At 64.5% G+C, this 23,318-nt stretch carries 25 protein-coding genes; 12 read left to right on the top strand and 13 right to left on the bottom strand.

The annotated features are described in order from the left end of the window. Positions 1–3: 3 nt before the first annotated feature. The 8 genes from ASG84_RS23965 (at position 4) to ASG84_RS23930 (ending at position 8,249) form a co-directional block, all read left to right on the top strand. Positions 4–942, top strand: coding sequence for a TniB family NTP-binding protein (locus ASG84_RS23965; RefSeq protein WP_057479453.1), 939 nt, complete (start codon positions 4–6; stop codon positions 940–942). A gap of 15 nt (positions 943–957) precedes the next feature. Continuing rightward, the gene (locus ASG84_RS23960; protein WP_057479452.1) at positions 958–2,169 is read left to right on the top strand and encodes a TniQ family protein; all 1,212 of its coding nucleotides are present in this window, start codon (positions 958–960) and stop codon (positions 2,167–2,169) included. A gap of 204 nt (positions 2,170–2,373) precedes the next feature. Next, positions 2,374–3,546: a site-specific integrase gene (locus tag ASG84_RS23955; RefSeq protein WP_027494235.1), complete on the top strand. Its 1,173-nt coding sequence runs from the start codon at positions 2,374–2,376 to the stop codon at positions 3,544–3,546. Between the two features lie 101 nt (positions 3,547–3,647). Further along, positions 3,648–4,637 (top strand): hypothetical protein, encoded by a 990-nt coding sequence (locus ASG84_RS23950; protein WP_052059180.1) that lies wholly within the window; start codon positions 3,648–3,650, stop codon positions 4,635–4,637. A 259-nt stretch (positions 4,638–4,896) separates the two neighbouring features. Continuing rightward, positions 4,897–5,883, top strand: a complete 987-nt coding sequence (locus tag ASG84_RS23945; RefSeq protein ID WP_080729192.1) for a DUF302 domain-containing protein — start codon at positions 4,897–4,899, stop codon at positions 5,881–5,883. Next, positions 5,884–6,435, top strand: coding sequence for a sigma-70 family RNA polymerase sigma factor (locus ASG84_RS23940; protein ID WP_027494238.1), 552 nt, complete (start codon positions 5,884–5,886; stop codon positions 6,433–6,435). Further along, complete coding sequence (locus tag ASG84_RS23935) at positions 6,432–7,109, top strand: zf-HC2 domain-containing protein (protein WP_027494239.1); 678 nt, start codon at positions 6,432–6,434, stop codon at positions 7,107–7,109. Before ASG84_RS23940 ends, ASG84_RS23935 begins: the two co-directional genes overlap by 4 nt. Before the next feature lie 504 nt (positions 7,110–7,613). Beyond that, entirely contained in the window at positions 7,614–8,249 is a 636-nt protein-coding gene (locus tag ASG84_RS23930) for a uracil-DNA glycosylase (RefSeq protein ID WP_051364861.1), read from the top strand. A 31-nt stretch (positions 8,250–8,280) separates the two neighbouring features. On the opposite strand, the gene ASG84_RS23925 is transcribed toward ASG84_RS23930, so the two are convergent. From ASG84_RS23925 to ASG84_RS23885, 9 genes are all read right to left on the bottom strand, one after another. Next, the gene (locus ASG84_RS23925) at positions 8,281–8,628 is read right to left on the bottom strand and encodes a hypothetical protein (RefSeq protein WP_051364864.1); all 348 of its coding nucleotides are present in this window, start codon (positions 8,626–8,628) and stop codon (positions 8,281–8,283) included. 95 nt (positions 8,629–8,723) lie between these two features. Continuing rightward, positions 8,724–9,896, bottom strand: coding sequence for a TDT family transporter (locus ASG84_RS23920; protein ID WP_080729195.1), 1,173 nt, complete (start codon positions 9,894–9,896; stop codon positions 8,724–8,726). Between the two features lie 69 nt (positions 9,897–9,965). After that, a complete protein-coding gene (locus ASG84_RS23915) occupies positions 9,966–10,871 on the bottom strand; it encodes a LysR family transcriptional regulator (protein ID WP_230074817.1) in 906 nt (301 codons plus the stop codon). Positions 10,872–11,041: 170 nt separating this feature from the next. Then, entirely contained in the window at positions 11,042–12,076 is a 1,035-nt protein-coding gene (locus ASG84_RS23910) for an arsenic resistance protein (protein WP_051364866.1), read from the bottom strand. After that, positions 12,073–12,504, bottom strand: coding sequence for a MerR family transcriptional regulator (locus ASG84_RS23905; RefSeq protein WP_027494242.1), 432 nt, complete (start codon positions 12,502–12,504; stop codon positions 12,073–12,075). Before ASG84_RS23905 ends, ASG84_RS23910 begins: the two co-directional genes overlap by 4 nt. Before the next feature lie 312 nt (positions 12,505–12,816). Next, on the bottom strand, positions 12,817–13,695 hold the full coding sequence (locus ASG84_RS23900; protein WP_051364869.1) for a phosphatase PAP2 family protein: 879 nt from the start codon (positions 13,693–13,695) through the stop codon (positions 12,817–12,819). Positions 13,696–14,062: 367 nt separating this feature from the next. After that, the gene (locus tag ASG84_RS23895; RefSeq protein ID WP_027494243.1) at positions 14,063–14,623 is read right to left on the bottom strand and encodes a universal stress protein; all 561 of its coding nucleotides are present in this window, start codon (positions 14,621–14,623) and stop codon (positions 14,063–14,065) included. Positions 14,624–14,649: 26 nt separating this feature from the next. Next, entirely contained in the window at positions 14,650–15,015 is a 366-nt protein-coding gene (crcB, locus tag ASG84_RS23890; protein WP_027494244.1) for a fluoride efflux transporter CrcB, read from the bottom strand. Continuing rightward, positions 15,012–15,497, bottom strand: a complete 486-nt coding sequence (locus ASG84_RS23885) for a fluoride efflux transporter FluC (protein WP_027494245.1) — start codon at positions 15,495–15,497, stop codon at positions 15,012–15,014. The genes crcB and ASG84_RS23885 overlap by 4 nt, the downstream gene beginning before the upstream one ends. A 934-nt stretch (positions 15,498–16,431) precedes the next feature. Here ASG84_RS23885 and ASG84_RS23875 point away from each other — a divergent pair. Then, positions 16,432–17,025, top strand: coding sequence for a recombinase family protein (locus ASG84_RS23875; RefSeq protein WP_057479451.1), 594 nt, complete (start codon positions 16,432–16,434; stop codon positions 17,023–17,025). 760 nt (positions 17,026–17,785) lie between these two features. On the opposite strand, the gene ASG84_RS23865 is transcribed toward ASG84_RS23875, so the two are convergent. The 3 genes from ASG84_RS23865 to ASG84_RS23855 all read right to left on the bottom strand — a co-directional run bounded on the left by ASG84_RS23865 (position 17,786) and on the right by ASG84_RS23855 (position 19,797). Beyond that, positions 17,786–18,259 (bottom strand): hypothetical protein, encoded by a 474-nt coding sequence (locus ASG84_RS23865; protein WP_032382580.1) that lies wholly within the window; start codon positions 18,257–18,259, stop codon positions 17,786–17,788. 78 nt (positions 18,260–18,337) lie between these two features. Continuing rightward, positions 18,338–18,739 (bottom strand): hypothetical protein, encoded by a 402-nt coding sequence (locus ASG84_RS27855; protein ID WP_057479449.1) that lies wholly within the window; start codon positions 18,737–18,739, stop codon positions 18,338–18,340. A gap of 332 nt (positions 18,740–19,071) precedes the next feature. Beyond that, positions 19,072–19,797 carry a YoaK family protein gene (locus ASG84_RS23855; RefSeq protein ID WP_048320416.1) on the bottom strand — a complete coding sequence of 242 codons (726 nt, stop codon included), beginning with the start codon at positions 19,795–19,797 and terminating at the stop codon, positions 19,072–19,074. Positions 19,798–20,145: 348 nt separating this feature from the next. Between ASG84_RS23855 and ASG84_RS23850 the strand changes: the two genes are divergently transcribed. After that, positions 20,146–21,174, top strand: coding sequence for a hypothetical protein (locus tag ASG84_RS23850; protein ID WP_053068873.1), 1,029 nt, complete (start codon positions 20,146–20,148; stop codon positions 21,172–21,174). A 61-nt stretch (positions 21,175–21,235) separates the two neighbouring features. On the opposite strand, the gene ASG84_RS23845 is transcribed toward ASG84_RS23850, so the two are convergent. Next, positions 21,236–21,547: a DUF4229 domain-containing protein gene (locus ASG84_RS23845; protein ID WP_008720486.1), complete on the bottom strand. Its 312-nt coding sequence runs from the start codon at positions 21,545–21,547 to the stop codon at positions 21,236–21,238. An 80-nt stretch (positions 21,548–21,627) separates the two neighbouring features. On the opposite strand from ASG84_RS23845, the gene ASG84_RS23840 reads away from it, so the two are divergent. Both ASG84_RS23840 and ASG84_RS23835 read left to right on the top strand, forming a co-directional pair. Continuing rightward, entirely contained in the window at positions 21,628–22,419 is a 792-nt protein-coding gene (locus tag ASG84_RS23840) for a DUF3105 domain-containing protein (protein WP_057479448.1), read from the top strand. Continuing rightward, complete coding sequence (locus ASG84_RS23835) at positions 22,416–23,159, top strand: DUF305 domain-containing protein (RefSeq protein WP_057479447.1); 744 nt, start codon at positions 22,416–22,418, stop codon at positions 23,157–23,159. The genes ASG84_RS23840 and ASG84_RS23835 overlap by 4 nt, the downstream gene beginning before the upstream one ends. Positions 23,160–23,318: the final 159 nt, after the last annotated feature.

The following is a 23,318-nucleotide window of genomic DNA, read 5'->3' as shown; positions in this document are numbered from 1 at the left end:
GCGATGACCGCATCGACAGGAAGCAGCGACGAACCCACCGAGTCGTCCATCGAGGATTTGGGGCACCTACGGGAGTCGGTTCGACCGCTCACCGCACTCGACGACGCGGAGCGGATCCGGTTGATCCGGTCGGAGAGGTGGATCGGGTATCCGCAGGCCCGTACGGTCATCGACCATCTGGAGTCGTTGCTGTCGTGGCCGGACCGACAGCGTATGCCGAACCTACTGTTGCTCGGTCCGACGAACAACGGCAAGTCGATGATCATCGAAAAGTTCCGGCGCACTCATCCGCCGATCAGCTTGTCCGACCGCGAGCAGATACCGGTGTTGTGCATGCAGATGCCCCCGGACCCGTCACCCGGCCGGTTCTACCTCGCACTGCTCATAGCGTTGGGAACACCGACCCGACCACGCAATCGGGTCCACGAACTCGAACAGCAAGCATTGATGCTGCTCCGCGCCACCGGCGTGAAGATGTTGATCATCGACGAGCTCCACAACGTTCTCGCCGGCCGCGACAACGTCCGCCGCGAATTCTTGAACGTGCTGCGGTTCATGGGCAACGAACTACGCATTCCTCTCGTCGCTGTCGGAACCCGCGACGCCTACCTCGCCATCCGGACCGATCCCCAGCTGGAGAACCGATTCCACCCCATGACTTTGCCGGTCTGGACCAACACTGCCGACACCAGATCACTGCTGGCCAGCTTCACCACGAGCTTCCCCCTCCGCACACCCTCGCACCTGACATCACCGGAGATGACCGACTACCTCCTCACCCGCTCCGAGGGCACCATCGGTGAACTGACAACGCTGCTCACAGCCGCAGCAGTGACCGCCGTCGACAGCGGAGAGGAAGCGATCACCTCATCGGTGCTCACGCGCACTCCGTACGTCGGCCCCACCGAGCGACGCCGACAGCTCGAACGCCACCTCGCGTGAACGCGGCTCGCAGCGATGCCCGATGATGCGTCCGTTCGCCCGTGGCCGCTGCACCCGCCGCCACTGCCAGGCGAGGCCCTCTCGTCCTGGTTGGCCCGGATATGCGAGCTGTATCCGCACATCAAGCCTTCTGACCTGCTTGCAGACCTCGAAATCGATTGTTCTGTCGAGGATCTCGACCGCTACACACCGGAGCCGATACTCGCCGAGCTGGCCGGACGCGGCGCAGTCCCGGTAGAGAGGGTGCGGATGATGACGTTGGCGGGGTGGACACCGTGGCTGCTCGACAGCACCGACCCCGCCGACTGCGACTTCGACACCTACGTCCACCAATTCTCGATCCTGCTACCGGCCGACCTCGCGAGGGAGGATCGACGACGTCGCACACCCACGAGCGAGGCATGGTTGCCGTGGGCGAGCGCTCCGCGCAGTCGGGCATGCCCGGCATGTCTCGACAGCCTCGAATCCACTGCTGATATCAACATGACTCTGCTGCAGCAATATCCGGTGCTGAGCAGCTGCCTCGACCACCGTTGTCGACTCGAACCCTGCTCTGCTTTCCCTGGTCATGCAATCTTCTGGGATCAGGTCCGGTTCGGTTCGGACGAACGGGTCTCGCCCGTTCCGGTTCCCTCAGCGGTCACGGACCTCGATCGGCGCAGCACCGAGGCTCTGACGACGGGATGGGTGGAACTCGGCCCAGGCCGGGTACATGCCGCAGTCTGGTTTCGGCTTCTGCGCACCGTCGTCGACGAAGTGTCCTCGCCACTGGTTCGCACCGGACGGTGGGCGACGAGGCTCGTTGCGATCTGGAGGGCCGCCGGTCGTTCTCGCCCGTTGCGGACAGCGTGGGTTCCGTTCGAGGACCTGCACTGGGACGAGCAGGCGACAGTCCTCGAGGCCGCAGCGATCGGCATTGCGATGGTCGAGAGCGGTGAGATCGATGCCGGCGGTGCGCACGCATCTCTGCTGAGCCCACGACCGTATGAGCCGGTCGATCCTGGGACCGCTCCGACGCGCTCGTCTTATCCCGCACCCGAGCGCGATTTATGGGCTGACGCGCACGCTGCGGCCGAGGCCGCCATCGCGGCAGCGCGCGTCGATCCCGCATCCGCCAGTTCGTTGTACAACTTTCTGCGCTGGGGGTGCCGCACCGCGGCGGAGCTCGATGAGACGGTGCAACTGTTCCTCGACCACGGGATCCCGTTGCACCATCCGGCGACATAACTATCGCCCGATGGAGCGGGGTCGTCCGCGATGCACGCGCGGCGACAGCCGAGGAGCTCGTTTTCGCGCCGGGGTCATAGTCACCAACGGTATGTGTGCGGTGACCGACGAGAATTTTCCTTCCCGCACCGTCTCCGCGGAAACGCCTGCTCAGCGTGCTTTCGGCCTGAGAAGTCTGTCGGGAGGGCCCGCTACAGTCCAGCCATGACAGATCGCCAGCTCGTAGACGGCCCGACCACGATCCCGGCTGTCGTGCCGGGTGCCGCGGCGGTGTTTCCAGACCTACCGCCCGAGGTTGCTGCTCGGATCGAGCGTTCCATGGCCGCGTCCCGCTCGACCGGTACCCGCCGGGCCTACACCTCGGCGTGGCGACGCTTCGAGACCTGGTGCACCGTCGCCGGGCACCACGCGTTGCCGGCGCATCCCGCGACAGTGGCGGCCTACCTCGTCGCCGCGGCCGACACGCTCACCGTCGACGGGACGCGGGCGTACGCGGCCGCGACGTTCGGCAAGTGGATTGCGGCGATCGCCGACCGCCACCGCGCTACCGGACACGACAACCCGTGCGGGCACGAGATGGTGCGCGCCACCCTCGCCGGTATCCGGCGGGACTACGCGTCGGCGGGGGAGCGGCCCCGCAACCCGCGCGCACCGCTGCTGACCTCCGACATCACCACGATCGTCGACCACGCCCGACGCACTACAGCGGGGTGGGCGTCGGAGGTGCTCGAACGCCGCGACACCGCGCTGCTGCTGATGGGATACACCGGCGCATTTCGACGCAGCGAACTCGTAGCGCTGGAATGCCGCGATGTGCGCCGCGACCGTCTCGACGGTGCGCACGTACGGATCCGAAGATCGAAGACCGACCAGGACGGAACCGGCATCGGAACGGTGAAAGCGCTTCCGTTCACCGACTGCCACGAATCCTGCCCGGTCTGCGCGTGGGTGCGATGGCTGCAGATCGTCGCCGCGTTCGACACCGGGGGCAGAGCCGCCGTCATTCGACTGCTTTCTCGCGCAGCACAATTCGACTCCCATCTCTGCCGCGGCACCCTGCCGACCGCCGAGAAACGGTCGCCGCTGTTCCGGTCTGTCCGCAAGAACGGCAACCTCTCCGACACTGTGTTGTCCGGGGCAGCGGTCCATGCGGCGATCCGCCGCCGCGCAGCTCACGCCGGGTACGACCCCGAGACTGTCATGCAGCTCGGCGGCCATTCCCTGCGGGCAGGATTCGTCACCCAAGCCTTCCGTAACGGTGCCGATGCACATGCGATCATGCGCCAGACCGGGCACACCACACCCGCAATGGTCGAGACATATGCCCGCGAGCACGCCCCTCTGGTCGGCAACGCGGTCACCGAACTCGGTCTATGACCGGGCGTGTGACTTCACCCGTGAACGCCGATAGGGCGACCGGGGTAGATGCTGACCACGACGACTGCACCGGTTCGATTCGACCAGCGGATATCACGAACGTGGCGGTGCCGAAGCGGGATCGGCACACGTGGTCACTGTTCGAGGACTGGTGCACCGCCCATGACGAAACACCACTGGCGGCCTCCCCGGATTCACTTGCTCGGTTCCTCTCGGCGCACCCCGCGGCGTCCACGACCCAGCGCCGCCGGATCGCGGTGATCGACGCCGCCCATTCCCGGCACCTGTTACCCCAGCCGGGCCGTGCGGAGGTCGTCCGGGCTGCGCTGGACGTGGCGCGTACGGCGCGCCTGCACGAGCTGGCAGCCGTGATCGGCGGCGTCATCGCGCGCCTCCCCGAATCCGGTTGGCCGTCCGAACTGTTCGCGCGGCGAGACGCCCTCGTCCTGGTCTTTGCCTCGACCGGTCTGCCGTACACCCAGATCGCGGCCCTGCGGCCCTGCGACGTCACCGCCGATCCGAGGATCGATGCCCTTCGTATCGACACAGGCCGCGGCGTTCGCACCGTCACTCCTCTCGCACTGATGGAGACGGGTATCTCGCCGCGGACGGTGTTCCAGCGCTGGTTGGAGGTGCTGGGCCATCACACGCGGTACCCGAACACTCGAATGCTCGCCGACGCTCTCGATGCCGTGGGCGGTACCGGGCTCAGCGGATTCGACCGGTACGTCGATCCGGCCGGTCGACAGCCGCTGTCGACCGCAATCGACCGGTGGGGTCACACCCCGCTGACTGCGACTGCACTTACCGCCCATGCGGTCGCCGACATCGTTCGAGCGCACCTGGACGGACGAGCACCTGTGCACCGACACCATTCGGTGCAGGCACGGCAGCCGAGCACAGATCTCGTACCCAAGCCCGCCTCGGCTTCGCTACTCGACCCCGGCTACTACGAACACGGGACTCGGGCACGCCGAGACGCACACCAGCTACTCGGTGGCGTCGATTCGACGCTCGACGACGTCGAAGAGCGTGCGGATTCACTGTTGAAGCGGCTTCTCGAATTCGTCGAGGCAGAAGTGCCGCCGTGAGGTCGGCCGTTCGTGCCGCGAAGATGGTCCCTGCACCCGTTCAGGCCGCTTCTGTGGCGTGGAGACGCTCGACGAGACCGGGGTGAACCGATCGATCAGATCTCCGCTTGCGTGAACTCGACTGTGTCGCCCTCCGGTGCACCGACATTCCGGGAGCAATCGCCGGAGGGAACTTCGGTTCGGGTGAACCCCTCAGGCTCGGTGTGCGTACACCACAGTGAAGCCCACCGCTGGCGTGGGCACGAGGACAGGACACGTGATGAGCACTTCAAGGTTCCGTATGGCAACGTCGCTGCTCGCGTCGGCGGCGGTGATCGCCCTCGCCGGGTGCGGTTCCACCGAACCCACCGGTTCGGTGGCGGTGTCGAGCACTCCGGTGTCCACGTCGGCGGACGCGAAGGCTGCGACACCCGATGTGGCACCGTCCGAACCCGGACTGGTGGTGTACGCCAGTAACTACTCTGTGAGTGACACGGTCTCTCGGGTACAGCGCGCGCTGGAGACGGCGGGAGCTGTGGCAGCCACTGTGGATTTCGAGAAGTTGGCACAGGGAGCAGGTGAGACGATCCGCCCGACCACCGTGGTGATCGGGGGGAATCCGAAAGCGGCGTCGCCGTTGATCGCCGCGGACCAACGGGCCGCGATCGACCTTCCACAGAAGTACCTGGTCTGGCAGGCCGCCAACGGAACGGTGTTTCTGGCATACAACTCCGCCGAGTACATCGCGACGCTCGCAGGCATCCCGGTCTCGTCCGACGCCCTCGACGGACTCCGGGCCGGCTCGGCATCGACCGCGTCCGATGCGACGGGATCCTCGGCGGCCGCCGCAGAGGGCACCGATGTGTCCGCAGCGCCGGGATACCTGGTCGAGAAGACCAGTGATGCATCGGTTGCAGCGTCCATTGCCCGATACGAGGCAGCGTTCGCGGCCAAGAATCAGCCCACAGTCGCAACCGTCGATCTCGCGTCCGCCGCTGCCGAGACACCTCTGAGGCCCACCATGGTCACCTACGTCGGTAATCCTGCGGTCTCGACTGCGCTGGTCGGAGCGCAGCAGACCATGGGGATCGACCTCCCCGCCCGATACGTGGCGTGGCAGGATGCCGAAGGGATCGTTCACGTGGCTCACCCCGATATCCGTGTACTCGCCGCTCGGCATTCGATCTCGCCGACCAATCCTGTTCTCGACATGGTCGCCGCCGCCACGACCGGTTTCACCGATGCCGCTTCCGGCTCGGGCAGTTAGGTGGACGGTGTCGAATCCGGCTCACAGCACAACCACCAGCTCGTCGATGCGTCCGAAGTCGCCATGTCGGCGCTCTTCCGCGAGCACCAGCACGCAGTGACTCGATTCGTCAGCCGCTACACCCAGACCCGCGAGCAGTGTGAGGACATCGTCCAGGAGACGATGTTGCGCGCGTGGCGCGGGATCGACCGCATCGATGTGACGGCAGCATCGACGCGGTCCTATCTCATGACCATCGCGCGAAACGTACTCACCGATCAGTGGCGGGCGAGCACGAGCAGGCCGACTCTCGTCCACGATCAGATCGCACTCGCCGCCGAGTGCATCGACGACGAATTGGGCGGGGTCCTCGACGGGTGGCTCATAGACGAGTCGCTGCGTCGGTTGTCCGAGGAGCATCGAGCAGTCATCGTGCTCATCTACTACGAGGGTCGAACCGTCTCCGAAGTGGCCGCGCACCTCGATATCGCGGTCGGCACGGTCAAGTCCCGCTCCTATTACGCTGTGCGTGCCCTACGCCGGATCTTCGACGAGTTGGGATTGATTCCATGAGCTCAGCGCACGACGAGATCCGACCACTGCTCGGGGCGTACGTACTCGACGGACTCGAGCGCGACGACCGAGCAGCGGTACGACGACACCTCGACGACTGCCTTGCCTGCCGAACCGAAATCGACGTCCTGGCACCCGTCGCAGGAGTGCTTCGACGTCGCAGGCAGCCAGCAGATCTCTCACCGGTGCACTCGACGGCCGGTGCAGACCAGCGACTCGACCACCTGCTGAGCGCGATGAGGCATCAACGGACCTCCGAGAAGAGGCGGCGGCGAGTGTGGACTGCGGTGTCGGCGACCCTCGTTCTGGGAGTCGCTGCGGCGATCGTCCCGCTCAGTACCCTCGCCCGCTCCGACGATTCGACAACGGTGAACGATGCGGGTGCCCGCCCGCTCGTTCTGTCGAGCACCGTCGGGGCCACAGGTGACCTCGAGCTCACCACGAAAGCCTGGGGCACATCGATCGACGTCGACGTTCAACAACTCCCCGGCGCAGGCATCCTCACTCTGCAAGTGGTCGGCAACGACGGGACTCGACAACAAGCAGCTCAATGGTCGGTCACCGCGAGCCGAGCAGCAGCGGTGACCGGCGCAACGTCCCTTTCTGTCGAGGACATCCACTCGATCGTGATCGACGATCCGGCGGGCAACACGATCGCGCGGGCCTCTCGCTGAGACCGAGTCGTCACGGACACGGGCAGGTTTCGATGCGGTGCCTCGGACAGCGTGTCGGTCGCGTGGCCGCCCGAACGGCTGGACCGCGGTCGAGTGAGATCGGGACGCTGACGACGTACCCCGGATCGACATCCGAGTCCGAACGCGCTGGCTCTGCGTTCGCCGCACCGCATCGGTCCGTCGCTCGTTTTCCGGACTCATTCCAGAAAAGTCGTGCATACTTTCGGTCGGTTCGGTACCCACTGTGGCATATACCAAGGGGGGTATGTAAGTACCCTAGGGGGTATCCGACCTGATCTGGAATCGAAGTCGATGAGAAGACGGGTGCAATAGGCACCACACGGCCTGTCGTGGTTATCTCATAGGTGTGTTCAGGCAGCGGAGTCGTCAAACGCTCAGCAGTGGTCGTCGAGGCGAGCCACCGAGAGCTGGCGTCTACGGCTCACGGTGCGTTTCCCCATGGCCAGCAGTACGTGTGGCGTGGGTCAGCAGTGAGTGCGGCGTATGACAGATGATGACGTGTGGTCCGGAAAGCACGCCCGAGCGCACGATGCCCCGGTCCGCTCACTCAATGCGTCGGTGTTGCGATGGAGGATCGACACTGCACGGTCCATTCCACTGTTCGATCCCGACGACGGCGGCGACGCGGCTCGCTGTCTGGTGCTGTTGGAGTCTCCGGGGCCGAAAACGATACGTCCGGGCGGGACCAACATGTGTTCGTTCGACAATCCAGATCGAACGAACCCCGTGCTGAAATCGGTGTTCGCCGACGCGGGTATCGACCGGGTGCAGTGCGTCAAGTGGAATATTGTGCCGTGGGCAGTGCTCGATGACGCCGGTCATCCGGTATCGCCGACGGCATCCGTTCTCGGTGAGGCGGGCCCATATGTCGGCGAGCTTATGGCCTTGCTGCCGAAACTGGAGGTGGTTTTCGTTCTTGGTGCGAAGGCTCTCGATGGCTACATGCGCGTCATCACTGCATCTGCTCCCACCCGCCTCCTCCCGGTGATAGCGGCACCGCACCCCTCGGCTCGCAACGCACACGCACCGGCGGCTGCTCGCCAGCGGTTGATCAACGCAGCACTGTCGGTCGCAACGCACCTGGAGAAGGCACCTGAACCCCGCACTGTGCTGAGGTAGGGCGGATCGTGCTGCTGCTGCCTCCGACCGGTCAGTCCTGGTGGGGCTGGCGTTCGCCGGTGTCGGTGTCGATGTCGATCACCTCGTCCGGGCTGTCGGGGTGGTACTGGATGATGTGTGGTTCGGCGGCACCCCGGCGTGCACCGTCTCGATATGAGAACCAACATCCCGCGAACAGCACCACTGTCACGATCGCTGCGACGACGGTCCAGCCCTCGAACCCGCCGGCGAGGGCCGTGAGAAAGGCCCCCGCAGCAGCTGTTCCCGCCATCAGCAACAGCCAGGTCAGATAATTTTCGGTGACTCGTGCCCAGACGCGTCCGCGGCTGCCCCGTCTCGGGGTATCGGAAGTCGGTGTGTCTGCATTCGGTGTGTTCATCGTGATCGTGAGTCCTTTCCGGGGTCAGTGGTCGATTGGATCAACGCTGTTCGTTCGGTATCAGCGTTCCGAGTGGGTACTACCCGGCGGTCGGTTCAGCTGGGTTGAAAAAGTTTTCCTTGCACGCTGCCGCGGAGAGTGTGGGCGGCGACTGTGCCCCAGGCTGCGAGCAAGGCCGCATACAGTCCGATTGCAAGGGCCTCGACCGCGGCCGACCCCAGAGCGCCGCCGAGGGCAGTGGCACCGGTGACGCAGGTGCCGATGGGGAAGGTGAACGACCACCAGGTCAGTGAGAATGTCAGTCCCTTCTGGGCGGCATGGATGGTGAGGGCGGTTGCGAGGGTGAACATCAAGACGCCGAAGCCGCCCATCGTCAGTCCGTACAGAATGCCGAACACGTGCAGGCCGGTTGCGACGGAGGCGGTCTCGCCGGTGAACACCAAGGGTGCATCGTTGCCGAGCAGGTTCGCGGCGGTGATCGATTGACCGATCATGCCGAGGGTGATCCACACCGTCGGTGCTGCCTGGACCGGCGGGATTCCGCCGTGGACGAGCCGTCCGTAGATGAGCGTCATGGTCAGCATTCCGATGATCAGTGACAGCCCGAACATCGCGTAGCAACCGGACAGCATGGCCAGGCGCCATTGCCCATCCGCGATATGAGGGAGCAGCAGCGCACCGGTGGAGGCGGACACCATCGGCGGTACGACGGGCATCAACCACGCCGGGAGTGCGACGGCGGTCTGGTGATCGTGGGCGGTGATCATCAGGTAGGGCACGAGAATGCTGGTGATCAGCCCGAGGGCTGTGCCAGCGGTCCACAGGACGGCAAAAATCACGGTTGCGGGCGCCGCTCCGATGACGTCTTTGCCCAGCAGCATCGTCCCGGCACCGACGGTCAGCAGCGCCATGGGGGGTGCGCCGTAGAACTGCACCATCACCGGATGCGCGGCGTGCTCACGCGCATACTGCCGGTGTCGGATCCAGTGCACTGCGAAGGCACCGGAGAGTGTGATCAAGGCGACCGACGCTGCGATCCACACGATCGTTGCGAACACGTGCAGTCCGGGGATGTGGGCGGGCAGGGTGGCGGCGGCGTTGGCGACGATACCGGTGCCCATGACCGAGGCGAACCAGTTGGGGGTGATGTGTTCGAAGATCTGGCTCGGGTGGTCGAGGTCGGAGAGCACCGGCCACTTGCGCGGCCGCTCGGTATCGTCGCCGCGCCGAGACGTGATGGAGGAGCGGTGCAGAGCTGTCGTGGTCATGACTTCCAGCGTCCTCGCACACAGTCGTCACCGGTAGACACCGATTACCTGGCCGGTCCCAACCTCAGGTTATGACTGCGGGGATTTGAGGGCGACGACGAGCAGGTCGCTCGACGGTCCTCGCAGTTCACGGCCCGCGGGCCACACGGCACGCAGGAACCGGCGCAGGTCGAGCCCCTCTGTGTGAACGCGGGCCAGCGTTCCGGCGGCGATCTCGGCGGATACCGCGAGGGAGCTGAGTACGGCCGGTGCGAGGCCGCCGATGACGGCAGCTTTGATGGCAGTGGTGGAGGACACCTCGAGCAGTGGCGCGGCGAGTGGGCCCGCAGTCCGGAGCGCACGTTCGAGCGCGAGACGTGTGCCGGACCCGGGTTCGCGGGTGACCAGCGGTGTCGCGGCCAGTTCGCTCGCCGTGATCGTTCGTCGAGCCCATTGATGATCGGGGGCGACGACGACGACGAGTTCGTCGCGGGCAACGTCCTTCGAGTGGAGTCCGCTGGGCAGATCGGGGCTTTCGACGAATCCGATGTCGGCGCGGCCGTCGAGCACCGATGCGGCTACGTCGACAGAGTTTCCGGAGGTGAGAGTCGGTGTGATGGAAGTGTCGTGGGAGCGCAGTGTGATGAGCCATCGCGGTATGAGGTATTCGGCGATGGTGAGGCTTGCGGCGATACGAATGTGGCTGTGGCGGTCGGTGCGCAGCATTGCGATGCTCGTGGCGAGCTCGGCGGCTTCGGCGATGACGCGCTCGGCCCAGCCGGCGACCAGTTCGCCGGTTGCGGTGAGGGTGGCACCTCGCTGCCCGCGATGCAGGAGTGCTACCCCGATGCGGCTTTCGAGTGCTTTCAGGCGTGCGCTCGCCGCTGGCTGCGACATGTCATGCGCCTCCCCTGCGCGTCCGATGCTTCCCAGCTCGGCGACGGACAGCAATAATTCGTAGCTGATCAGGTCGGTCACATGGGTCGGCAGGGGCACGGTGCCAGCGTAGAGACTGCAGTCGTAGCGGGCGCGGAGCCCACAGGCGCGTTTGCCGGAAAAGTCCCCATTCGATGCTCAATGCTCGCGGGAAGTGGAACGGGGTCGCGGCACTGGATCCCGTGGTTCGTTCACCCTCACTGACGCCACCTGCTTTTATCCAGTTCTCGTCACCCAGGATTGCCTTGGTTCGTGCGAGTTGTTTCGAACTTCACCGGTGCTCTCGCAGCGTGAGCTGGGACAAGGCAGGGGATGAGTCGGACGTAGGCGACCATTCCGATCAGCTCCACCAGTGTCTGCGTCACCACGACCACGGCAGCAAGAGACAGTGCTGGTGGCAGCGCGAGCGCCAGCGGCAGAACGACCAACGAATTTCGGGTGGCACCGGAGAAGATCAAGGCCCGAGCGTCCGGGACGTCCAGGCGGGTCACTCTGGCCGTCGCCCATCCGACAACCGCCATGATGACCAGGAACGCGACGAAGATCGGCACCGCGGCAAACAGCTGGGAGCCTTCGGAGCGGACTGCGTCGATCTGCGACGCCACGACGACGGCAAGAGTGGCCATCATGACCGGCACCATCGCCGCGGCCATCACATCCATGATCTGGGTGCCGATACGCCGACGACGCGCAAGTGCTTGCGTCAGGGCCGCCAACACCAGAGGAACAACGATCAACAGCACGAACGCTTCGACGAACGGTGCAATGTCGATGATCTCCACCAGCTCGGACCCGACGAACAACCACAGGTAGAGCGGCAGGAACGCGATCTGCAACAACATCAACAGCGGCGCGCTCGCGAGGAGCCGTTCCGACGCTGCACCGGCCAACCCACTGAAGACGATGACGTAGTCGATGCAGGGAGCCAACAACACCAACAGCACACCGACGAGTACCGCCTGATCAGCAGCAACGAACCGGGTCAGAGCGAATACGACGATTGGAACGAGCACGAAATTCAGTACTACGACGCTGAGCAAGAATGTGCCGTCGCGCAGCGATGCGCCGATGGCGGAGAACGGAACCGCGAGGAACGTAGCGTAGAGCAACACGATCAGTACCGGATTGATAGCAATCTCGAACGCATGCGCCGACGACGGCGCACCCAAACCGACACCGCCACCGATGAGCAGGGCCAGCAGGTAGAGCGGGATCTGGAACTTCTCCAGCCACGCCACCACCGAGGTGGTGCTCGATATGTTCATGCGGTGCCCACCGCGGTGTTCGCTGAGATCAGCCAGGTGCAGTCCGGATTGCATGGCGTCGGCGCGTCGGGTGTGTCCCCGAGCCGGGCCAGCGCGTCGGTCAAACTCTCACGCAGAGCGGTCAATTGAGCGATCGATTCGTTGGCGTGCGCGATGTGGGACTCGATGGCGGGGCCGAGTTCGGCTTTGACTGCTGCGCAGGAGTCTTTCTCCCAGACACGAAGGAGAAGTTTGATCTCCGGCAGCGACAGGTTCAGGCTCTTGGCGGCGGTGATGAACGCCAAGCGTTGCCGAGCGCGGTCGTCGTAAACGCGGTAACCGTTCGCCGAACGGTCCGCCGGGAGCAGGCCCTCGCTTTCGTAGAACCGTAGCGTGGTCGCCGGGACGCCGGTCGCCGATGACAGCTGTGAAATGCGCAGAGCGGACATGCGCACGAGGATAAACCTTCGAGTCGGGTGGAAGGTCAAATCCTTGACCTTCCACGCAGGTGCTGGGGCTAACGTCGGGCCATGTTCCCAGCGAGACCGCGCCCGGACGTCCGGGCGCTCATCCGTCTAGACCTGACGCCTCTCAGCGAGATGAAGGCCCCGTCGGCGTGCACGCTCTCAACGGCTGACCAACCTGAGGGTATCGAGTTGTGGGCAACGATCCTCACCTGCGCTACCAGCCGCGGACGGTCGACGGCGGACTTGTATTCACCTTCCCGTCACGTAGTGCTCGGAGTCGGAGTGGGTCCGCGATCAGTCGGGTGAGGCTGCCTGAGGGGTCGGTCCGAGCCGGACATTGACCCAGTGTCGGACCGGAGGGATCGACCACATGGTCCACAGTGCGAGGAGCGCAGTGCTGGCGGCAAGAATGCTCGCGGCGACGTCGAGCGGGAAATGTACGCCGAGGTACAGCCGGGAGGCAGCGACGGCGAGCGCGAACAGCACTGATGTCGTGCGGGCCAACCGCCGGACAATTACGTGCGCCCGAGCGGTGAGCAGGACCACAAGCCCGATCATGGCCGCAGCCACCGCTGTATGTCCAGACGGGAACGACCACACGGTGTCGGGAGGAATCAGCCAGAACCGTTGCGGGGGACGGGGTTCGCGGATGCTGTATTTCGCGATTGTCGACACGACGAGGGTAGATGCCATCACTGCCAGGGCCCATGCCGCGTCGACCCGTCGGCCTCTCCACGTGAGCCATGCGGCGATACCGATCGCCACCACGATTCCGACGACCGGTTGTGCGCAGTCCGTGACAAATTCGGCGAGGGCAGTGGCCCAGCCGGCGCGATGAAGGGCGATACGGTCGTGGAACCGCAGACCCGCCTCTGTCACAGCAGTGGTGGAGGCGAGAGTGCCGGCGGCGAGCAGTGCGGCAAATGCGAGCAGAGCGGCGGCAAACGGCCGAATCCACGGACGAGCAGGAAACATAGGTGACTTTCCTTGGTTGGGTTGCGTGGGATGGACGGTGGGGTGCCAGGTGCGGCGACGACCGGTGGCGAGTAGGGCGGCCACTGCGATGACCTGGATTGCGGGAACGACGGTGAGCGACGCGGGAATCGAATGTCGTAGAGCAGATCGGTTTTCGGCTGGGGAACGGATGGCTTTGCCGCTCCGTTCGTCGATCACGAGAACGCAGACGCGCCAGTGCGCCGGCGATCCAGAGGAAGTGCACGGCGATGACGGGGTGGGCGTAACCGGAAACGTCGACGCCCAGAAGCGGCGGCTTGGTGTATGCCACCGGGCCGGAGACCGAGCGCACCATCAGCGCTGCGACCTCGTCGGATGCGGTGACCACACCCCGACGACGAAGGCGGTAGCCCCCCGCGAGGCGAGGGGGCCGGTGATCGAGCGGGCACCTTCGTAGACGAAGTCCGCGAGCATGCTGACCGTCCCGAACGCGACAACGAACCGACACGCCCCCCATCGATGGTCGTGGCGGTTCGGTGGATTTCTTTCTGGAAGCGCGCGGCGGGAACCCGGTGCGGCGGATGGGTCACCGGCGTGTTTGGGCTGCGTCACTATGCTGCCTATCGGTAGCGGGGACGAGGAGGACCGGGCGGTGGGCGTGGCGGGCGAGTGTCGCGGACACCGATTCGCCGACGGCCCTCTCCACCAGTGACATCATCCCGCCGCGGGTGGTACCGATGATGATCATCAGGGCGTCGTTGGCGTCGGCGATCGTGGTCAACAGTCGAGCCGGGTTGCCCCGCCTCGAGTAGAACGCCCAGTTCCCGGGGATGGCGGCCAGCATCGCGCATGCCTCGCGGCGCTCTTGTTCGACAGCGTCGGCGATGCGTTGTTCCCAGTCGTCGCTGTCCGGGTCGATCGGCAGGTCATCGGTGTCGACGATGTGCGCTACATGCAGGAACGCGTTCAGTCGACCGGCAAGGTCCATCGCGTAGGTCAAGGCAGCGTGGCTTGCTGGGTGCCGGTCGAACCCCACGACCAGGTGGCACACCGGTTCTACCGAGGCGGCGGGGCCGTCCACCTGTAGCGGAGCGCGCCAGTCCCCTAGGTCGTCGCAGGAGGCGTGGCTGGGATCGTCCTCGGTCATTGTTTTCTCCTCATATTGTTTTCTCCTCATACGGAAGCCAGGACGAGACCGGCACCGCCGGCGACGACAGTCACCAGCAGGGTGCCGACCGCGTTCAACACGCCAGCGATGTACTTCTGACGTTGGATCAGCCGCACCGTCTCGAAACTGGCGGTGCTGAAGGTGGTGTACCCGCCGCAGAAACCGATGCCCACGATCAGCTGAAGTTCCTGGGGTAGTCCGTGGAAAAGGATCAGTCCGGTGACGAATCCGAGGAGCAGTGATCCGGTCACGTTGATGATCGCTGTCGCCCAGGGAAAATCCGACGCCCGGCGGTGCCTGATGGCCCCGTCGAGCACAAAACGGACGATCGCCCCTGCACTGCCCGCGCAGGCGATCCAGAGTGTCGTCATTGTGTTGCCTCCGCGGGCCGTGTCCGCAGTCGCGCGGCGATCGCGATTCCGGCGGTGGTGGCGACCAGACCCACCAGTACGGTGCCGGCCGCGTAGCTGCCGGCGGCCCACCACTGATGGCTGCGCAGAAACAGATCGGTATCGACGGCCAGTGTGCTGTAGGTAGTGAACGAACCGAGCATCCCGGTGCCCACCAACAGCCGGACCCGCTGCCGCCACCCTGTGTCCGGGCCCAGGCGAGCCAATCCCTCCAGCAGCATTCCGAGCAGGAACGCCCCGACGATGTTGATAGCGAAGGTCGTCACCGGCCAGCCACTCGCGGCAGAGGAACACCACAGTCCGAGTTGGTATCGGAGCGGGGCCCCGACCAATCCACCGACACCGACGGCGGCGATCGCGGACGCTCGCGCATGCAGCGGGCTTGGGGGCGCACTGTCGGGATCGACCGGTAGGGTCGGATTCGGGTCGTGATGGCCGTTCATGGACAGACTCCTTCCACTCAGGGAAAGGAGCCATCAGCCCCAGGGTTGGGGCGGTTCAGACAACCCCCTACGGGGCGGTCTCGGCGGAGATCCATCGCCGGACACCACTATAGCCTGACCAGGGATCGACCCAAGCAGATCCGATGTACGTTCGAGATTCTCGGTCAGCAGGCCGAGGTGTCTATGTGCCAGCGCTGCAGCTCAACAACCGAACCCGGTTGTTGAGCTCGACTAACGGCCACGACGGCACCGGCCACGACGGCACCGGCCGTGCAACGGGTCGGATTGGACACCTGTGTTCGCGTATCAAGCCCGGTATTCCCGATCCGCCGACCACCGCGATCTTCTCAACACGGGTACGTGGCACACGGCGTCACCAAGACGCTGAACATTTCGCCGAACACAGCATTGTCGTCGAACTCAGAGCGGGCACCAGGCTCGGAACCGAGGTTCATTGCCACGCCGCATCGACACGCAGTCGACTAGACCACACTCGAACATGAACTGCGCCACCCAATTTAACCCCACTGCAGTAGGTCGAGAGTGAATCGGGATACTTCGAATCGAACGCATAGAACGTCTGGCGCACAAGCGCACTCAACATACCGGTGACGAGCTACGTCAAAGTCAAAGACTCCAAGGGAACACACACGACGTGTCGAGGGCAATCATGTTCACTGGTAGATCGAGGACTTTTCGATCACAGAAGCTGTTCTATATGGTGGTTGTACGCGTAGCTCGGCGGGATGAATGCTAATGACCGGCGCTCCCGTGTGGTGGGTAAGTGCAGTCGTCTTCTGAACTAGTGCAGTCGTCTTCTGAAACTGACAATCAGCCGATCCGTCGACCAGCCGTTGAGTAGTGCCAAAAACGTACGCGAAACCCGCGCATGTCAAAACATTGAAACCGATGAGTTGTGGCACAGTGAACCATCGTGGGCCACAAATACGGATACGCCAGGGTCTCAACCGCCGAACAGAACCTCGACCTACAGAGCGACGCCCTGAGCGCCTTCGGCTGCGAACGCATCTTCACCGACACCGCGAGCGGATCCACCACCACCCGGCCGGCACTGACCGAACTCCTCGACGTCCTTCTGCCCGGCGACGTGCTCGCCGTCTGGCGACTCGACCGACTCGGCCGCAACCTCCCACATCTCATCGAACTCATCGCAGACCTGAAAACCAGGGGAGTGGCGTTCGCGTCGGTCACCGAACAGATCGACACCACCACCGCCGGCGGAGAACTCACCTTCCACATCTTCGGGGCCCTCGCCAGCTTCGAGCGCCAACTACTCCGCGAACGCACCCACGCCGGCCTCGCAGCAGCCCGCGAACGAGGAAAGGTCGGCGGCCGCCCACCTGCACTCACGGTTACGAAGAAGCGGGAGGCAACGCGAATGCGGAACCAAGGCAACACAATCGGTGACATCGCCGACGCACTCGGGGTCAGCAAACGCACCCTCTATCGCCACTTCGAGAAAGCCGCACACCAAAGCCGGACTGGAGTTTCCAATGACGCCCACTGAGATTGCAGTGTGTTCCCTGATAGTTGCTGTCATCTCACTGGTGGCAACAGTCAGCTTTCAAGTGCACAACGTCCGCAAATCGCGGAGAGAAGTACGCGAAAGAATGCAGCGACACGTCGAAGCTGTGACCGTCTCACCGACGCACATCCAGAGCGCGGGCGAAGGCGTCGTGCGAGCCCAGAGCAGCGTCACAAACCACGGGGACAGACCTATCACGGCCGTAACCTTGTGGGTCGATAGTCAGTACGTCAAGCCTGGTCAAACGCCTTTCACTGGCGCACACACCGTCGAACCCGGAGCGACTCTGAACTACGACGAACTCCTTCTCGCGGAGCCCGATCCCTACCCGGTCGACGGTAACGACAAACTCAGAGCGAACGTCGGCTTCACCGACTCGGACGGCTACGCATGGCAGAAGTGGGCCGATGGGCACTTCCAAAGCCCACTCTGGGTTGGACCGTATCGAGGTCGACTACCCGAACGGCTTATGCGTGTTCCGCTCGTGGCGAAGGCCGAACTCAGGTGGCGGCGACGCCGGCACCGACCACCGACCCGGCAGCAGAGGCCTCCGCATCGGCCGACGGGAACGTGAGCGGTCGACGCTGACGTTACCGCCCACCAGAAAGAGGCTGCCCCTCCACTCGCTATCGAACGAATGCGCGAGAAGTGTTGTGTAGAGGCACATATGGAGTGCGTACTTGATGTGGGACGGTGCGTCTGAGAGGCGTTGCGTCCCCGGCATGCCGGGTACCCGTAGCGGTCAGTCCAGTCTTCCGAAATCCACCCCATTGTCGTCTTCCGACTTGGGCTTCTCGTCGAACGAGTACGCGGCTGGGCCGCGAGATCCCGAACGAAACGGCGAGATTTTGTGGGTATGAGACCCCGCTGTGACGATGATGGTCTTCGGGGTGCTCACCCATTCGATGACCGTCACCGGACCCATTCTCAGCACCGCGAGCTCCTCGCCGTCGACGGCATGCGCTTTCACCCCGACTGCGGGCGGCAAAGAAGTGATCAGAACCCACCAGGTAGGTCCAGGTGCGTCACCGGGCCACACCTGCTGTTTCAGCTCGAAGGGAAACGACTCCGGGTCGGTCGTCGAAAGGTCGGTCGTAGAGCCCCAATCCAGGTCACTGTCGACGGCAGCGGCCGGCACCACGCGCATCGTGTCGTCGTCACTGCGGTACTGCGCGACGAGTCCGGACGCAGGGAGGAGCAACGTGTAGTCGGCCATCTGAACCAGTTCTCCATCCGAAGGTCATGCACAGGTGTGGGATGCGACCACGATCTTGTCGCATCCCACACCTGATTGCTAGAACGAGTGGTCCCCACCGAGTGAGTCGCCGGACAAATGGTCCGCCGGCCGGAACCGGTAGATCGTCGCCTGGCCGGCGGGCGGGCCGTCCCGGTGCGCGACGGGGCTACGCACGTAGAAGTACCAGAAGCCCTGCTGGCCTTGGATGCTCACGCTGACTTCGGCGCGAGCATTGTGGTCGTAGTTGTCGTTGTCGCGCAGAACCGCGCGGCTGGCGCACGAGCAGGACCGCAATCCACCCGGGGCAACCGAACTCTGGTTGCTGTAGATCTTGAAGTCGAGCTCGCTGCCGGCGTCGACGACTCCCTCTGCGCCATTCCACAACGACACCAGGAAGAACGCCGACGTCGTCCTCACCGACGGCCTGATCTGGAACTTCGCCGACGCACACGCGATCATGCGTCAAACCGGACACGCCACCCCGGGCCTGGTCGAAATCTATGCCCGCGAGAACGCTCCGCTCGTCGGCAACGCCGTCACCGAACTCGGTCCGTGACGGCCGAGCGCAACTCCATCCGATGCAACTAACGGCATCGCTGACGCGTGGCATCGAGATCAGGACCAAGTGAGAAATGATGTGTATCGAGCCGAGCATCCTCTCCACACGTCCGAACCGATCGGTTCACGTTGCGCCAGTGTTACGTCGGTCGAGTCCGGGCGGGTTCAACCGGTTCGAGCAGAACAGTCTCGGGAGTGCGGACCCGTAGATTTTCGCCGGACGGGAAGAGGGCCTATCCCCACAGGGATCGTCGCTCGGTGTGGGTGAAGGTGAAGATGGTTGCCAGCAGGCTGATGGCTGCGGTAACCAGGAGTACTTGAGGTCCGGTGATCACGACACCGATCAGAGCCCCGGCTGCACCTCCGGCTGCGAAGGAGCCGAGAAGCATTGCGTAGCAAAGCCAGTCGAGGTAGGTACCGCCTCCCAGTAGGTGTCTCTCGATCCCTTGGCCCAGTTTGACGACGGTGCCGGTGACGTAGCTCAGGGGAATGTAGGTTTCTTCTCGTTTCGTGAATGCAGTGTTCAGCGCGCCGAGGGCGAACGCAACCAACAAAATGGGATAAAAATCTACGCCGTCGGACGACCAGCCGGAAACTCCGATGTCGATGAGTCCTGCCACGGCGAGCGCGATGGTCGTGACAACCGTTGCTCCGTGCGGGTGATTTGACCAGTATCGGCGGCGGCAGATCGACGCGATCACCACTCCCGCCAGAAAGGCACCCATCAACGCCAGTGCGGCCCACGGCGATGCGCCGGGTGCAACGGGCTTTCCTTCCGGACTGCCGAAATGGCCGATGACGGCGCGTTCGGTGTTGCCGGTCATGAACGTCACGAAATACCCCGCCGAATGCAGAAATGCGACAGCACCCACCATTCCGGCCAGCGCGGACAGTATCCACGACAGTCGAGCCTCCGCGCCGATGGCTGTTTCGCGGCTGAGCGCCACAAAAGATGTCATGTTTCGAGTCTCCGGGCTGTGGACGGTGCCGCAAGTCGATGAGGTGCAGCTCACTCGGTGGCTCTTCGGTCTTCGTATTCACTTCGGGAGCAATCGAACTGCCGCCTGGCCCTCGCCTGCCGACGACAGTGACAAGCCCACCCAGGGGTGTGATTTGCGTGCTCACGCAACACGAACTCGCCGCCCAACCGCGCGTGGTCAGTTCCATCCCTGGGCATGTTCGGCGGTTCAATATTGCGCCAGACCGGCGCAGCACCCCCGGGGATGGTCGGAATCTGCTCTGGCGGGAAACGAGTTTTGAGTGTTTCGACTCAGCGGTGTCGGTGCAGGTGGGTAGCGTCATTGACCGTGTCGCCCGAACGCAGCGCTACTCCGCCGAGCGGTTACCGCTACGAGTGGTCACTGTTTGCCGACTGGTGCGCCGCAACCGACGTCGAGCCACTCCCTGCCTCGGCTATGACGTTGGCGCAGTTCCTGACCGGTAATCCAGCCAGTGATCCTGTGCAGCTCCGCAGGGTCGCCGCGATCAACCGCCGACATCTCGATGCCGGTCACACCCCGCCCGGGCGTGCGGCAGCGCTGCGTATGGCGCTCGACTCCGGACGGACCGCACGCGTGGCACGTCGCGCCGAACACTACCGGGAACTGGCCACAGCGCTGCCCTTCCTGGGATCGACGCAGGCGCTGTTCGGCCGCAGGGACGCAGTTCTACTTCTGCTGTCCGGAGCTGGCCTGTCGCACAGAGCTATTGCGTCGCTCGATCGCTCGGACATCGCAGTCGACGGCGATGGTGTGTGGATCGATGGGCGGCACAGTATCTGGATCGCAGCCGATGAGTCGGAAGGCTTCAACCCCGCCGAGATCTGGGAACGCTGGCGTACTGTCCTGCGGTTCTCGGATCGCTACCCCTCGACGGCACTACTCACAGAGCACGTACAGGGGGACACTTTTCCCGATATGTCCAGGTGGCCGGTGCGTCCAGGCCCCGTCGCCGTTCCGATCGACCGGTGGGGTCACATGCCGTTCCCCGCCGACCCGATGACCCCGGCAGCGGTCGGGGCGGTCATCGCTGCTCACCGCTCCGGGCGACCGCCCCGGCACGACCCGCGCCCGCCCCTGTCGTGGCGACGCGGTCGTGGCGAGCGGGAAACGGACGTGACCGTCCCACCACCGCACCCGGTGTCAGCTGCACCAGGCTCGGACTACTACCGAATCGGTGTCGAAGCCCGCGGCCGTGCCCACGCCGCTCTGGCTGATGTGCCTGACCTCGTCGACGATCTCGAGTATCGAATCGAGGCTCTGATGCACCGCACCCTGGAACTACTAGACATCGAGCCGGACGCCGAAGCACCCATCGAGTGGGTTGGCGAACAGTGACCGACACGGACGATCCGCCAACGCCAACGCCAACGCCAACGCCGAAGTCCGTACGCCGACGTCACGGTTTGTCGGTGCCGGGTCGTCCCGCCGCGGGGCCTCGTTTCTTGATCGAGCGCGTGCGATCGACTGCTTCGATGTCCGCATTGATGGTTCGGCGAAGCTTCCTCAGGGTCAGTGCCGACAGCGGCAGGCTTGCTGCAAGTGCGCCAAGAAGAACCAACACGAAGGAAATGTCAAGGCTCGTCAGCGCGTCGACGGCCAAAAGTACTCCTGCGGCGACACACACGAAGAGCAGGCGTGCACCGTTGTACGCCAGTACATGAAGGGCAAGCTGCCCGCGAGCAGTTGAGGGTGCGCGGAACACCGGCATGGGCCGTCCTGTCGTGCGTAGGGACTTTCTTGGACCTTCCATCAAATACTATGGTGCATAGTATTTGACGGAGGAGCAATATGAACAGCAGCAGAAACCCCGCCCGAGGCCGACGGAGCTCGACTCGGCGATCACGCCCAGCCGGAGTGCCCGGGGGCGTACGCGCTCCCTGGACGGTGATCGGCGCGGGTGTCGTCATCGTCGTGCTCGTCGGTGCGATCGGATACAACCTGGCCCCCCGCGTCCTCGAACGCAATCAGGCCGAGCGGTTCGCGCCGACCGCCGACGACCCGGACCCCTCGCGCGGCATCGACGGCGTCGTCGAGGTCGAGTATCCGGCAGCGCGGCACGTCGAACCAGCTCAGAGAGTTGCCTACGATCGGAGTCCGCCGTTCGGCGGCCCTCACGACCAGACCTGGGCGACGTGTACCGGAGTGGTGTACCCCGTCCCGCTACGCAGCGAGAACGCGGTTCATTCGCTCGAACACGGGGCGGTGTGGGTGACGTACGACCCGAACCGGGTCTCCTCCGACGAGGTCGGTTCACTCGCCGGGCGGGTCGAGGGCGAGCCCTACACGATGATGTCGCCCTACCCGGGCCTGACGGCACCGATCACGCTGCAGTCGTGGGGTCATCGACTCGAGCTCGACAATGCCTCCGACCGGCGCATCACTCAGTTCGTCGCTGCTCTGCGACAGAACCCCTCGACCCACCCCGAGAGCGGAGCCAGTTGCTCGACCATTCCCGGCGCGTTCGATCCCGACAACCCGCCGCCGTTCGACGCCAGCGAGCCAGGACCGGACGCGGTGCCCCTCGAGGAAGACCCGGCCCTCGACAGTGCGCCAGCGCCGATGGGGGAGGGGAGTCGATGACCGTGCACGGCCGGACCGACGATGCCCAGATCGACGATGCACAGAATGACGCCGCGGAAACGGGACCCAGATCCAGGCCCAGGGCACTGCTCATCGGCTTGGCGGTGACAGCCCTCGTCCTGTCCGGCGTCCTCATCGGCGTACTGCTCACACCGGACGGCGCACGAGTGGCCGTACCCGCATCGGATTCGGTGGATGTGGGTTTCGCGCAGGACATGTCGCTCCATCACAACCAGGCGATCGAGATGTCGGCGATGGCGTTGGGACGCTCGACGGATCCGGTCATCCGGACCCTCGCCTTCGACGTGTTGACCTCGCAGCAGAGCCAAGTCGGCACTATGCAAGGCTGGTTGACACTGTGGGACAGGCCATATCTGCCAGACGGCCCGCCGATGACGTGGATGACCGAGGCCAGCTCGACAGAGGGTCACCCGATGGACATGAGCGCGTCCGCGAACGACAGCGGACAGGACGCGAGGTCGATGCCCGGCATGGCCAGTACCGCCGAGCTGACGGCACTTCGCCGGATGAACGCCGAAGAATTCGACGGCCGGTATCTGCAACTGCTCCGCCGCCACCATCGTGGGGGAATCCCGATGGCAGAGCAGGGAGCGGCGAACGCGACAGTTCCCGCTGTCGCCGCGCTCGCAGGCTCGATCGCCTCGACCCAAACCGCCGAGGTCGGTCAGATCGATGCCCTACTGAGCGCACACGGGGTCTCACCGTTGCCGGAGAGCTGACGCCCATATCGAAATACTATGTTGCATAGTAATAACGATTGGGATGACCCCCATGACCGGCACCGGCACGCATGGAACGGCGTCGAATCGTCGAGTTACTGTGCAATGCACTCACTTTCGACGCCGACGCGATAGGCGAAACAGCGATGAATTCAGTCG

The sequence above is a fragment of the Rhodococcus sp. Leaf278 genome, from assembly GCF_001426085.1.
Lineage (GTDB): Bacteria > Actinomycetota > Actinomycetes > Mycobacteriales > Mycobacteriaceae > Rhodococcoides.
This window is presented reverse-complemented; position numbering and strand designations above follow the sequence as displayed.

Excerpts from the sequence above, each read along its gene's own strand:
- ASG84_RS23965 (WP_057479453.1), top strand. The coding sequence starts at position 4 with ATGACCGCATCGACAGGAAGCAGCGACGAACCCACCGAGTCGTCCATC.
- ASG84_RS23960 (WP_057479452.1), top strand. The coding sequence starts at position 958 with ATGCCCGATGATGCGTCCGTTCGCCCGTGGCCGCTGCACCCGCCGCCA.
- ASG84_RS23955 (WP_027494235.1), top strand. The coding sequence starts at position 2,374 with ATGACAGATCGCCAGCTCGTAGACGGCCCGACCACGATCCCGGCTGTC.
- ASG84_RS23945 (WP_080729192.1), top strand. The coding sequence starts at position 4,897 with ATGAGCACTTCAAGGTTCCGTATGGCAACGTCGCTGCTCGCGTCGGCG.
- ASG84_RS23935 (WP_027494239.1), top strand. The coding sequence starts at position 6,432 with ATGAGCTCAGCGCACGACGAGATCCGACCACTGCTCGGGGCGTACGTA.
- ASG84_RS23930 (WP_051364861.1), top strand. The coding sequence starts at position 7,614 with ATGACAGATGATGACGTGTGGTCCGGAAAGCACGCCCGAGCGCACGAT.
- ASG84_RS23925 (WP_051364864.1), bottom strand. The coding sequence starts at position 8,628 with ATGAACACACCGAATGCAGACACACCGACTTCCGATACCCCGAGACGG.
- ASG84_RS23920 (WP_080729195.1), bottom strand. The coding sequence starts at position 9,896 with ATGACCACGACAGCTCTGCACCGCTCCTCCATCACGTCTCGGCGCGGC.
- ASG84_RS23910 (WP_051364866.1), bottom strand. The coding sequence starts at position 12,076 with ATGAACATATCGAGCACCACCTCGGTGGTGGCGTGGCTGGAGAAGTTC.
- ASG84_RS23905 (WP_027494242.1), bottom strand. The coding sequence starts at position 12,504 with ATGTCCGCTCTGCGCATTTCACAGCTGTCATCGGCGACCGGCGTCCCG.
- ASG84_RS23895 (WP_027494243.1), bottom strand. The coding sequence starts at position 14,623 with ATGACCGAGGACGATCCCAGCCACGCCTCCTGCGACGACCTAGGGGAC.
- crcB (WP_027494244.1), bottom strand. The coding sequence starts at position 15,015 with ATGACGACACTCTGGATCGCCTGCGCGGGCAGTGCAGGGGCGATCGTC.
- ASG84_RS23885 (WP_027494245.1), bottom strand. The coding sequence starts at position 15,497 with ATGAACGGCCATCACGACCCGAATCCGACCCTACCGGTCGATCCCGAC.
- ASG84_RS23865 (WP_032382580.1), bottom strand. The coding sequence starts at position 18,259 with ATGGCCGACTACACGTTGCTCCTCCCTGCGTCCGGACTCGTCGCGCAG.
- ASG84_RS27855 (WP_057479449.1), bottom strand. The coding sequence starts at position 18,739 with ATGATCGCGTGTGCGTCGGCGAAGTTCCAGATCAGGCCGTCGGTGAGG.
- ASG84_RS23855 (WP_048320416.1), bottom strand. The coding sequence starts at position 19,797 with ATGACATCTTTTGTGGCGCTCAGCCGCGAAACAGCCATCGGCGCGGAG.
- ASG84_RS23845 (WP_008720486.1), bottom strand. The coding sequence starts at position 21,547 with ATGCCGGTGTTCCGCGCACCCTCAACTGCTCGCGGGCAGCTTGCCCTT.
- ASG84_RS23840 (WP_057479448.1), top strand. The coding sequence starts at position 21,628 with ATGAACAGCAGCAGAAACCCCGCCCGAGGCCGACGGAGCTCGACTCGG.
- ASG84_RS23835 (WP_057479447.1), top strand. The coding sequence starts at position 22,416 with ATGACCGTGCACGGCCGGACCGACGATGCCCAGATCGACGATGCACAG.